Genomic DNA, 11950 nt, shown 5'->3' with positions numbered 1-11950 from the left:
TCCAGCAACCGCGCCAACCCCACCTCAACCGCGAACAACCCCGGCTGAACCCAACCCGTCCGCTCCAAACCCTCCCCTGAGGCGATCACCTCAGACAACCCCTCAAACAGACCACACACCTGCCCGAACACCTCAGCGAACACCGGAAACACCCCGGCAAGACCCACCCCCATCCCCACACGCTGAGCACCCTGACCAGAGAAAACCCACCCCAGACGACCATCACCGGCCACCCCCGACACCACACCCGCACCCGGCAGACCAGCCGCCAACACCCCCAAACCCGCCACCAACTCCGCATGATCAGCCCCCACCACCACCGCACGATGCCCGAACACCGAACGCGTGAGCAGTGAGGCGCCGATGTCGAGTGGAGCTGTCGCGGGGTTCGCCGCGAAGTCCGCCAGCGCAGCCGCCTGGGCCTTCAGCGCGGCTTCGTCGCGGCCCGAGAGCAGCCACGGCAGGAGTTCCGGGAGAACCCTCTCCCCGGGAGCCCCTGCCCCGGTTTCGACGGCGGCAGCAGGCGGTTCGGTGACCACGACGTGGCAGTTGGTGCCGCCCATGCCGAACGAGCTGACACCTGCCACCAGCGGCTCGTCAGGGCGAGGCCAGGCGGTGAGTTCGGTCTGTACGCTCAGGTTGAGCCGGTCGAGGGGGATATCGGGGTTCGGCGTCTCGAAGTTGAGGCTGGGCGGCAGTTCCCGGTTCCCGATGCTCAGTACGACCTTCAGCAGGCCGACCAGGCCGGCGGCGCCTTCCAGATGGCCGATGTTCGTCTTGGCCGATCCGACGAGCAGCGGTACGCCGGAGTCGCGGACCGCGCCGAGCGCCGCACCGAGCGCGGCTGCCTCGATGGGGTCGCCGACGCGGGTGCCCGTACCGTGCAGTTCCACGTACTGGACCGTCTCGGGAGCGATGCCGGCGTGTTCGTAGGACTGCCTGATGACCTGTTCCTGTGCATCCCGCCCCGGCACGGTGAGGCCGGGGGTGGCGCCGTCGTTGTTGACGGAGCCGCCGCGCAGGACGGCATGGACGCGGTCGCCGTCGGCGAGCGCGTCGGCCAGTCGCTTGAGGACCATGACGACGCCGCCCTCACCACGGACGAAGCCGTTGGCGCGAGCGTCGAAGGTGTAGCAGAGGCCGTCCGGGGACAGGCCGCCGAAGCGTTCGGCGGTGACCGCGCTCTCGGCGGTGAGGTTGAGGTTCACCCCAGCGACGATCGACAGGCTCGCGTCGCCCGCGCGGAGGGACTCGGCGGCCAGGTGGAGGGCGACCAGTGACGACGACTGGGCGGTGTCCACGGTGAGGCTGGCACCGCGCAGCCCGAGGAAGTAGGAGACCCGGTTGGCGATGACACCCCGGTTCACGCCGGTGATGGTGTGCGGGGTGATCTCCGAAAGACCATGCCGCTGGATCAGGCCGGTGTAGTCGTCGCGGAGCGTTCCGACGTACACCGAGGTGTCGCCGTCGCGCAGCGAGGCGGGCACGATGCGGCCGTCCTCCAATGCCTCCCACACCATTTCCAGCACCAGGCGCTGCTGCGGGTCCATACTGGCGGCCTCGCGCGGGGAGATGCCGAAGAAGTCCGCGTCGAAGTCCGCGACCGCGTCGAGGAAGCCGCCCCGACGCGCGGCGGGCGCCACCGCCCGGTCCCAGCGGTCGGCCGGGGCCTCGCCGATCGCGCTCGTCCCGGTGCGCAGCAGTTCCCAGAAGCGTGCGGGGGAATCGGCGCCGGGAAGCCGGCATGAAATCCCGACAATGGCGATGGCCCGGTCCCGGTCGGCCCCGACAGCCGGATAAACAATGGTCATCGCTAAATGCCTTTCGTCTCCCGACCCGAAAGCGCCTGAAGCGGCGGTCGACCTCGAACATTAATAGCAGGCCGGTAATCACGCGTTCTCGCGCTGAGCCGACGGCGGCGAATTGCCCGGCGATGATCGGATAATGAGGGCGCTTGGCTAGCTTGGAGAATCATGGAAAGTCGCCGAGCCTAAACGAGGCAGGGAGTAGTCATGTCCACGATTGAGGATTTCGAGCTCACCGATGACGCGCAACTGCAGACCCAGTTGTACGTGCGAGCCTTCAACTCCGGCGACTTCGAGACGCTCGAGCGGCTCTACACCGAGGAGGCCATCGCGGTCTGGGAGCCGGGCCAGCCGCTGAGCGGGCAGGCGCGTCGCGACCACATAGCCGAGACGCTGCAGGCCAAGCCGCGCATGACGGCCAAGGACCGGCACGTGTACGAGACCGGCGACGCGACGCTGCTGGTCGTCGACTGGCAGGTCGAGATCCCCGGAGCGGACGGTGAGATCGAGGTGCACACGGGCGTCGGACTTGACGTGTTGCGGCGCGGTGAGGACGGCAAGTGGCGGTACGCGATCGACGACCCGTACGGCGAGGAGCAGTGAGGCACACCTCCGGTCATCCGGCCGGTCAGGGCGAGGACAGGGAGCAGGAATGGCTGTGAACGAGCAGGCCGCCGCGGTGATCCAGGCGGTGCGGGACGTGGTGCCGACACTGCGGGAGAACGGTCTGGCGGCCGAAGAGAACCGCTGGATCCCCGAGGAGAACATCGAACTGCTGGACAAGGCCGGGGTGTTCCGTGCCGCGGTCCCGACCCGGTTCGGCGGGCTCGACCTGTCGTTGGAGGAGCAGTACGACATCCTGGTCGAGGTGGCGCGCGGTTGTGGCTCGACCGGATGGGTCGCGCTGGCCTGGGTGTCGACCGCGTGGATGATCACGCAGTATCCCGACCGGGCGCAGGAGGAGGTTTTCACGAGCGACTCGGTGCGGATTTCGGGCGGGTTCTCGCCGACCGGCGTGCTGACGCCGACAGAGGGCGGCTATCTGCTGAGCGGTACCTGGCGGTTCAACTCCGGGTGCCGGGGCGCGCAGTGGGACCTGCTGGGGGCGATGCTGACGCTGCCGGACGGCTCGCACCAGGAACTGTATGCGGTGGTGCCGATGTCGGAGCTGTCGATCGCCGACGACTGGCACGTGTCCGCCGCCGCCGCGACGGGCAGCTCCACCACCTCCGCCAAGGACGTGTTCGTGCCCGCGCACCGGGTGATGGATGCCGCCGAGGCCTTGGAGGGAGTGACCGGGGACCGGTCGAACACCGGCGCCAACGGCCGTAACTACGCACTCATCGGGTACATCATGGCCTCGTCGGTGGCGTCCTACATCGGCATGGCGCGGGCTGCGTTCGAGTTGTTCGTCGAGCGCGTGCCGGGCCGTCCGATCGCGTACACGTCCTGGGAGGACCAGGCCAAGCACCCGCTCACGCAGTTGCGGGTCGCCACGGCCGCCAACAAGATCGAGGCGGCGGACGCGCTGGTGCGCCGCTGGATCACCGCGCTCCAGGCGCACGCCGACGCGGGCACGCAGCCGACGCTGGAGGAACGGGCCGAGGGCCGTGGCCGTTGCGGGTACGCGATCCAGCTCGCCAAGGAGTCGGTCGAGGACCTGCAGTCCATCAGCAGCGGCTCTGCGATCATGCGGGCGGCTCCGTTCCAGCGGTTCTTCCGCGACATCGAGGGCCTGGCGCTGCACGGCATGATGACGCCGAACCCGAACCTGGAGGTACACGGCAGGGTTGTTCTCGGGCTCGAGCCCGACACCTACCTTCTCTGACCCGCCGCCCGCGGGGAGGCGGCCCGTCCAGCGTGATGCCGGACGGGCCGTCTTCTCTTTCCGGGCCATGGTCGCCGGGAACTACCTGCCGGCCGCTTCGGCGGCCTGGCGGCCGGCGCGGACGCCGGTCTCGATGGCGCCGTCGATGTACCCGTTCCAACCTGCGGCGATGTCGCTGGTGGCGAACGCGAGACGTCCGCTGGGCCGCTGGAGGGCATCGTGCAGCCGGGTGAGCTGGCCGGGGCTCTGGCAGGCGGCGGCGCCGAGCGAGAACTCGTCGCGCGCCCAGTTCTGCGCCTTGATCGCGGTCACCTCGGCCTTCGGCTCCAGCCGGCGCACGGCGGCGCGGACCTGGGCGATGTCGGCGCCGTCGAACGTCGGATGGTAGCTGAACCCGACGACCAGCAGGCCGTCCCCGGCTTCCCGGTAGGGGATCAGTGCGGAGATCGGGCCGCCCTCGGCGTCCTGGGCGAAGAAGCGGCCCACGTCACCGCGCACGTGCATCCAGATCTTGGTGCCGTTGGGTACCCCGATGCCCTCGCTGGTGGCGGCGGTGTGGGCGACAGGCAGGACCGGGTTGAACCTGATGGTGCGCCACACGTTCGCGGGAAGCGCGACCACCGCCACGGGCGCGGAGAACCGCCGGCCCGACCGGGTGGTGACGTGCACGCGGCGGCCGTCGTCGACGACCGAGGCAACGGGCGTGCTGAGCCGCAGATCGGCGTCGGCGTCGGCGAGGATGGCTTTCAGCAGCCCGATGGTGCCTGTTTCGATCCGGTAGTGACCGGTCGCGGCGTTCCACTTGTCGAATCCCCCACCGGCCAGCGACCACCAGCGGGCCATCTGCGTATAGGCGCCGCGGCTGCTCTTTCCGCCCGAATACGCCGAGGTCACACCCGACATCCAGCTCTCGTCGCGAGCCGACAGTTTCATCGCGTCAAGCCGGGCGCGCAGCGAGATCCCGTCGGCCGGCCGCACCGCGTCGGCGTTGTGCAGCGGGTCGAAGGGCCGGTCGAACAGCGTGGCCGCGCCGTCGAAGAACCGCACGAGCATCTCCCCCAGGTGCCCGAACGCCTCGTCGAGCGGGAAGGACCGCGGGCCGTCCGGTGTGGGGAGGATCGCCCGGTCCGGTCCGGGATCCTCGGCGATGCCGATGCCGTAACGCATCATCTCGGCCCATACGTGGGGCTGGCTCCAGTGCACCCACGTGCCGCCCCGCTCGACCGGCACCCCTGCGAACGTGTCGGTCCAGGTACGACCTCCGATCCGGTTGCGGGCCTCCAGCACCAGGGGGCGCAGGCCGCGAGACGCCAGTTCGCGCGCCGCCGTGACACCCGCGTAGCCCGCCCCGATGACGATCGCGTCCGGTTCGCCCCCGCCGCCCGGTGAACCGCTCGCCTCCGCGACGCCGCTGTGACCGAGCGGCACACCCGCCGTCACCCCGACGGCAAGTCCCGAGGCCAGCAGTCTGCGACGCAACAGGCTTCCTACGGTCTCTTCGCCCATGATGTGCGCTTCCCTTCCGTCACTGCTCGCGAAGTCCGCGCTCGCGGCAAATCTCTTTCAGGTACGAGAAATAATGCCGATCTCGGGTCACCGCCCGGTCTGGCCCGGGTATGGACGGTGAGTTACCGAGCAATTAATGGAGCGGTTTTCCGATCGGTAGGCTGAGAGAGCGAACACCGCCGGTGTTCGAGAAATGGAGGTCAGCCACCTAATGACGGCCAATCTCGAAGTCGACCTGGAAAACCTGGACCTGACCGACGATCCGGAGACCCAGAACGAAGTCTTCATGCTCGCTTTCAATTCCGGCGATGGAAACGTGTTCAACTCGCTCTACCGGGAGGACTCGATCTCCAACCTGTCGGGCGAGCCGCTGCGCGGCGAGGAGCGCAAGCGTTTCGTCGTCGAGATGATCGGAAAGAAGCCGCGTCTGAAGGCGGTGTTGAAGAGCGCCTACGTCGCCGGTGACATCTCGCTGGTGAAAGTGGTGTTCGACCTGGAGGTCACCGGCGACGACGGCGAGCGGGTCATGCTGCACGGCTCGTGCACCGACGTCATGCGCCGCGAAAAGAGCGGCAAATGGATGATGGCGATCGACCGGCCCATCGCCGACGCCATGCCGCAGGCCTGACCGGCGTACGCCCACGAGTTCCGGCCCCTGCCACCATCTCGACCGGCAGGGGCCTTCGCGCGCCCGCCCCGCTCCGCTCAGCCGGGATGGCCTAGTGCGACGTTCCTCGAAGCAGGCAGGTGAAACGGCGTCGACGAGGATGGGGAGCCGGACGGCCCCAGATCCAGACCCTGGTGGTACGTCTAATCTTGCCGCTCAAAAGGAAACACCGCGCTGGAGCGGACCGGGGCGGAAAGCCGGGACGGATTCAAGCGGGTTCGCGGGCGGGCCTCTCCCGGCCGTCGCGCGGCGCCGGGACGGGAACCGGACGCGAGCCCAGCGAGTAACGCAAGATCCGCATGAGCATCGCGGGCTTCATCAACGCCTCGGGTGGGTCCAGCAGGCCCGCGACGCGCAGATAGGCGGAGGCGACCTTGCCGTCCCTGGTCGCGGCGTCCAGCACCTTCGCCACCAGACCGTGCGCCATCCGCACCTTGAGCGTCCGCTCGCCGGGCACATCGGGAAAAGTGAGGTCGCCGGTGGTCATCAGGTCCCACGGCCCGTCAAGGACGTCGCGTGCCAGCTCGCGCAGGAAGTCCAGCGAACGCGGCGGGCCCGAGCGAAGGTGCGAGCGCAGGGCCAGCGCGCCCAGTGCCGAAATGGTCATGCCCTGGGCGTAGGTGGGGTTGAAACTGCACACCGAGTCACCCAGCAGGACAAAGCCATCGGGGAAACGGTCCAGCCGCTCGTACCGCCGTCGCAGACTGGCGGGAAACTGGTAGGACACCGGATCGTCGACCGGTTCGCTGACACGCGCGGCGTCGGCGATGTCGGGCACGGCGAGCGAGGCGAGGAAGGCGTCGAACCCCTCCGGGTCGGACGGCGGCACGTCGCCGAGCACACCGTAGGCGGTCAGCTCGATGTGGTCTCCGTGCCTGCCGCAGATCGCCCCGCGCGGCAGCGTCGGCGAGGCGATGACGTTGATGGAGATGTCGCGGCCGAACGGGTCGGTGCGGATCCGGTAGTGACGAGTGGTGTACCCGATGCCGATCTTCAAGCGATCCTCGGCGACACGTTGGTAGCCGAGTTCGGTGAGCCACACCGGGGTGCGCGAACCCCGGCCGGTCGCGTCCACCACCAGGTCCGCGTTGAGTTCCCGTTCGATTCCCGTGTCCGGCTCGCGAACTCGTGCCCCGGTGATCCGGCGGCCGTCGCCGGTGGCGGTCACCCCCAAGATGTCATGTCGCTCCAGGAACCGTACGTTGGGAACGTCCTGGACCTTTTGGCGGACGTGGAACTCCAGCATCGGACGGCTCACGGTCACCGCGACCATCCCCGACTCGTCCCGCGCCAAGGGGACCCCGTTGAAGTACCAGCGCAGGTTGCCGGCCACGTCACCGCTTCCCGCGCCGGCCGCGACGAGTTCGTCGGTGATGCCGGGAAACAGTTCCTCGATGGCCTGCCTGCCCCGGGCCAGCAGGCCGTGCACCTGGCGGCCCTGCGGAACGCCCTGCCGGGTCTTCTCCACCCCGGTCAGCACGTCACGGTCAACGACGACGACTTCCGCGTACGTCTCGGACAGGACCCGCGCGGCGAACAGGCCCGCGATGCTGCCGCCGAGCACCAGGGCACGACCTGTGATTCGACCACTCATGACGGCCACCTCCCTCGTTTCGGATCTACTGGGTGAGGCGTTGGCCTCGGTCGCCGGATAACGCGTCCGGCGCCGGGAGGCGGGAGTCCGCAAGCATTCCGAACCGGCCACGACCACGCCGGAATCGACCCTAGACAGGAGTTGGAAGCAACCGTCAAGGGCGCGGTAATCGTCCTGTAACCGCGATTATGTAAGCGCCGGAACCGGCGGGTTACCGCATCGAGATCCGGACCGCATCTTCACCGAAGCAACCGGCGGTCCCGTTTACCGGTGCGCCTGCTCCGGTAGCGCATCGAATCGAACGCGCGATCACCGCGAACCTTCCCTTCGCCTGGGTCACCGGCGATGAGGCCTACGGCGACAACGGACCACTACGCCGTTTCCTGGAAGCCCGGCAGCTCAACTACGTCCTGGCCGTCGCCCGCGCCCACCGCCTGACCAGCGCGGCCGGCGCCTTCCGCGCCGGCGTGATGGCCAAGAAGGTCCCCGAATCCGGGTTCGAAGCCATCCCGGCCGGCATCGGCACATCGCCTTGGCCATGCTCGCCCTGGCCAATCTCACCGTCACCCGCGCCATGCTTATAGCCGAAACCGGCCAATTCGGCCGACCGCTTAATCGCGACCTCTTACAACGAGATCCGATGACTTTTCGCCCAACCGATCGGGCCACCCGCAAGCGATCGCCACATCTACGACCGGTCCCGATGGCGACGACGACACCGAATCCAAGCCCGTCGATCCCACCACCGGCAAGAACGGCTCAAGATCCATAAGCGCTACTGGAGTACCAGAAGTCCAGAGACGGCCAAATGCGGCCCCCGCCCCACCGAAGGGCGGACTTAACATTAATTTTACCGGATTCACGGGTTGTATGAGATTGGTCACACACATAATTAGATGGACAAATCGGCCATTTGGTTTCTACCATGAGGCTGACGTTTACAACGAACCTGACTATGAGGCAGAGAGGCGACAACCTGGCCCCACAATTCTCTTTTAGCGCATTCCCGCCCTGCTTGTCAAGCATTAACTGGAGTGCTATGTGGTTTCGTGTGCTCGGTCCGCTCGAGGTCATTTCCGGTGAGCAACCAGTTCCACTGGGTGGCGCAAAGCAGCGAGCAGCCCTCGGGCTGCTGCTTTTGAAGGCCAATCAAGTTGCGTCCACGGACCAGTTGATGGACGCATTGTGGAGTTTCGATGACACTCCCATCACCGCACGCAAAATACTGCAGAATGCGATCTGGGGACTACGACGGGTGTTCGCAGCGTACGGTGGTGAAGGCCCCAATCTCCTACTCACCCAGGCGCCCGGTTATCGACTACAGGTCGCGCCCGAGCGGGTCGACCTCCATTTATTCCACCAGTGGACGGCCAAGGGGCGCGCGGACCTGGCCAATGGCGCGCCTGAGGCGGCCGCCCCCCAGTTGCGCGACGCCCTCGCGCTCTGGCGCGGCCCGGCGTTGGCCGATCTGGAGGAGACCGGCCGCGCCTGGCCTGAAGTGATCACCGCGCAGAACGCCCGGCTGGACGTCCTGGAGGACTACTTCGAGGCGGAACTGGCCTGTGGCCGCCCCCATGCCATCCTCGGCGAGCTGGAGGCCATGGTCGAGAACGAGCGGCCCCGGGAACGTGCCTGCGGCCAGCTCATGCGCGCACTGTATTACTGCGGACGCCAAGCGGACTCACTCAACGTCTACCGGCGGATGCGGATCAGGCTCGTGGAGGAGTTCGGCCTCCAGCCCAGCCCGGAACTCCAATTGCTCCAACACGCCGTTCTCACCCAGGACCTCGGGCCGGGTCCGCAGCCTCCCGTCGCATTGCGGGAAGGCCGGCGCCCTGTTCTCAACAACGGTGCCACGGATACCGTCGGCCGCCCGCGGGGCACGGCGGCCCATCGAGTTCATACGGCGCCGCGTCGATCACAGGACACCACCCCACCCGCCTCCGAACAGGCTCCGCAGCCTCACAAGGCCCGGGTCCCGGCACCGTCGTCCTCCAAGTCCTCTCCCACCGAAGTGGTCGTGGCCTCCGAACGACGCAAGATGAGCGTCGTCCTCGTACAGATCTGGCTCTGTCTGGACCTCGACAGCGCCGACGCCACCGAGATCGACCAGGTCATGGAGGAGGCGGCGGTAGTGATCAGAGAGAAAGCGGAGCATTTCGGCGGCTTCGTCATGACCTCGATGGGCTCGTTGTCGATGTTGGTGTTCAGCGCCCGCAACGACCAGAACACCCACGCCGAGCAGGCGGTGCGCGCCGCCGCCGTGATCCGCGACTCTCTCGGCGCGCTGGCCGCCCCGGGCACCCACACCTCCCGTTTCGTGCGCGGGCTGTCGGTGCATGCCGCCGTGGCCACGGGCGAGGCGTTCGCCCGCCCCGGGCCCAACGACGGCCCGCCCGTCGTCAACGGCGCCCTGCTGGACTACTGCCGTTCGCTGCTGTCGGCCGCTCCTGCCGACGACATCCAGGTATGTGACCGGACTCGGCTGGCCACCGGTCCCAACGTCTGTTACGAACGGGTCGAACACCAGGTCGGCGACTCTCCCGTGCGCTGGCGGATGAGCGACGCGCACGGCTGCTACGACCACGAACTCGAGCTGCTGCAGAAACTCATGGAACGCGCTCATCGCAGCAGCGCCCCGCATCTCGTCACGGTGCTCGGAGGGTCGGGCATCGCCAGGTCCCGGCTCTTCATCGAGTTCCAGCGCAGGGTGCGTGAACTGCTGCCCGAGCCCGCCTCGTACGTGTGCGTGAGCCCGGCCCCCATCAGTGACCGGACCTTGATGCCCTACCAGGTCGTCCCGTCGGAAGGGCGCTCCGACCGTCTGCTCGTCGCGATCGTGGACGATCTGCACCACGCCGATGACCTGTCACTTGACCTGATGGAGAATCTGACAGACTCCATGGGCCCCGTCCCGGCGCTCATCATCGTCGGCGCCAAGCCGGAACTGCTGGACCGGCGCCCCGGGTGGATGGGAGGAAAGCGACACGCGATTACGATCACCCTCGACCCCCTGATGGCCACGGTGGATGTCAACCCGGATGACGCATGTCATGCCGCACTGCTTGCCTGCTGATCCTCCGTGGTCTCGATCATGGACGGTCGGGGTTCGTTGATCCACGCCTTCTCGAACAGCACGGGCAGAACCGTTCGGGGTGGGCGGCACAGGCGACCTGGAGAACCTGGGCGCGTTGTTCCTGAATTTCTAACGCGGCGCCGAAATGGACCGATGCCCGGGTGTGTAATCCGGTCCCTGAGTGCCGATGCTCGTGGTTACGGTATTTGACGAATACTTCACAGAATTCCCGGGAGTCCCGGATGGATCCGAAGCCTTCCGGGAACGCGGGACAATGTTCAGGGGCTTTGAAGTTCACTTCCGACTTAACGTCACTGTGAAGAATATCCTGTTCCCACCCTACTCCTGTAACTCAAGACTGGTTCGCCCTGTGTGTCACACCAGTCTCTCAGAGAGGGCCACCATGGCATAAAGAAGGGTTTTTCTGTTACCCAGGCCGACTTTCCCCGTTGGATGGTCGAGCTGTACGCAGTGCCCGGACCAGGCTTCCGAACTGCGGATCCGCGTCCAAGGTGTCCAGCGCGCAGGTGAGGACATCGGAGTAGGTCTCACTGGCCAAGAGGTAGCGTTCCCTGCCTGCTTCGGTGACGACGGCATGAACGCCACGTCTGTCGTCCGCGCACAGGTCTCTGTAGACGAATCCGAGAGCGTCCAGCCGTCCCACCAGGCGAGTCACCGAACTCTGGTCCAGGCCGATACGGTCGGCCAGGACCTTCATCCGCAATTCGCTGTCGGCCGCCTGGGAAAGGTCCCGCAAGGCTCGGTATTCGGACAGGCGCATTCCGTGACACCGCTGGAGCGCCTCGGCCAGTTGCCGTTCCACCACGGCCTGCAACCGCAGGAACGCGGTCCATATGGCTTGATCGGTGGAGGTGGTCATAGGCTTCCCTCCGTGTCGCGGCCCAGCAGTGCCACCAGGCGGTCGGAAGGAACGGTGGAAGAGGTCGGGACGGGCAGTGCGAACAGAGAGTGACGGGTCGCGTCGTTGATGACCAGAGGAGCCAGGAGCAGCAGGTCCTCGGCCAGGTTCGCCGGGATGGGATACGGGTGACCGCAGGCGCGGCCGACGTCCCAGCCGTGCACGGCGATCTCGATCGCACCGATTCCCGCCAACGTCGAGAGCGACAGTTGCCAGTCGGCGACCCTCACCTGGTCGGGGGCGCAGGCTATCGCGCACGTGTGCAGCAGCCGGCATGCGCGGCTGCGGAAGCCGAAGAGCAGGTCGGTGTCGGGGGCGGGCGGGCCGGATGGCACGACGCCGACACAACCCGCCGCGAGGCCCTCCTGCAGGGTGTCCAGCGACTCGTTGAGGTGCAGCAGCAGCGTGGCGAGGTTCCACTGGTCGCAGGGTGTCGGCGCGTTCAGCAGATCGGCGGTGATGTGCTGGCCCGTTGCCAACGCGTAGTCCAACGCCTGTTTGAGGAGGCCGATTCCTTCGGTCGGTGCTGTCAGCACGTAGGACATCGTCATGGTC

The 11950-nt window shown here is 67.2% G+C and carries 10 protein-coding genes; 5 read left to right on the top strand and 5 right to left on the bottom strand.

Features of this window, described 5'->3' with window-relative positions; translation table 11 throughout:
- On the bottom strand, positions 1 to 1811 hold a 1811-nt coding region (locus ACSDR0_RS40770), incomplete at its 3' end, for a type I polyketide synthase (RefSeq protein ID WP_435294309.1).
- Between the two features lie 201 nt (positions 1812 to 2012).
- On the opposite strand from ACSDR0_RS40770, the gene ACSDR0_RS40765 reads away from it, so the two are divergent.
- On the top strand, positions 2013 to 2408 hold the full coding sequence (locus ACSDR0_RS40765; protein WP_435294308.1) for a YybH family protein: 396 nt from the start codon (positions 2013 to 2015) through the stop codon (positions 2406 to 2408).
- A 49-nt stretch (positions 2409 to 2457) separates the two neighbouring features.
- Positions 2458 to 3633 carry an acyl-CoA dehydrogenase family protein gene (locus ACSDR0_RS40760; protein ID WP_435294307.1) on the top strand — a complete coding sequence of 392 codons (1176 nt, stop codon included), beginning with the start codon at positions 2458 to 2460 and terminating at the stop codon, positions 3631 to 3633.
- Positions 3634 to 3714: 81 nt separating this feature from the next.
- Here the strand turns inward: ACSDR0_RS40760 and ACSDR0_RS40755 are convergent, their stop codons facing one another.
- The gene (locus ACSDR0_RS40755) at positions 3715 to 5112 is read right to left on the bottom strand and encodes a flavin monoamine oxidase family protein (protein ID WP_435294306.1); all 1398 of its coding nucleotides are present in this window, start codon (positions 5110 to 5112) and stop codon (positions 3715 to 3717) included.
- A 238-nt stretch (positions 5113 to 5350) separates the two neighbouring features.
- Between ACSDR0_RS40755 and ACSDR0_RS40750 the strand changes: the two genes are divergently transcribed.
- Entirely contained in the window at positions 5351 to 5767 is a 417-nt protein-coding gene (locus tag ACSDR0_RS40750; RefSeq protein WP_435294305.1) for a YybH family protein, read from the top strand.
- Between the two features lie 247 nt (positions 5768 to 6014).
- Here the strand turns inward: ACSDR0_RS40750 and ACSDR0_RS40745 are convergent, their stop codons facing one another.
- Positions 6015 to 7400 (bottom strand): FAD-dependent oxidoreductase, encoded by a 1386-nt coding sequence (locus ACSDR0_RS40745; RefSeq protein WP_435294304.1) that lies wholly within the window; start codon positions 7398 to 7400, stop codon positions 6015 to 6017.
- Between the two features lie 218 nt (positions 7401 to 7618).
- Between ACSDR0_RS40745 and ACSDR0_RS40740 the strand changes: the two genes are divergently transcribed.
- Positions 7619 to 7984, top strand: a complete 366-nt coding sequence (locus ACSDR0_RS40740) for a transposase (RefSeq protein ID WP_435294312.1) — start codon at positions 7619 to 7621, stop codon at positions 7982 to 7984.
- 455 nt (positions 7985 to 8439) lie between these two features.
- Positions 8440 to 10476, top strand: a complete 2037-nt coding sequence (locus ACSDR0_RS40735) for a BTAD domain-containing putative transcriptional regulator (RefSeq protein WP_435294303.1) — start codon at positions 8440 to 8442, stop codon at positions 10474 to 10476.
- Between the two features lie 427 nt (positions 10477 to 10903).
- Here the strand turns inward: ACSDR0_RS40735 and ACSDR0_RS40730 are convergent, their stop codons facing one another.
- Positions 10904 to 11356 carry a MarR family winged helix-turn-helix transcriptional regulator gene (locus ACSDR0_RS40730; protein WP_435294302.1) on the bottom strand — a complete coding sequence of 151 codons (453 nt, stop codon included), beginning with the start codon at positions 11354 to 11356 and terminating at the stop codon, positions 10904 to 10906.
- A complete protein-coding gene (locus ACSDR0_RS40725) occupies positions 11353 to 11946 on the bottom strand; it encodes a maleylpyruvate isomerase N-terminal domain-containing protein (RefSeq protein WP_435294301.1) in 594 nt (197 codons plus the stop codon). The genes ACSDR0_RS40730 and ACSDR0_RS40725 overlap by 4 nt, the downstream gene beginning before the upstream one ends.
- Positions 11947 to 11950: the final 4 nt, after the last annotated feature.

The organism is Streptosporangium sp. G11, assembly GCF_051192615.1.
Lineage (GTDB): Bacteria > Actinomycetota > Actinomycetes > Streptosporangiales > Streptosporangiaceae > Streptosporangium.
Note: the sequence above shows the minus strand (reverse complement) of the source record. Positions and strands in the feature narration are given on the sequence as shown.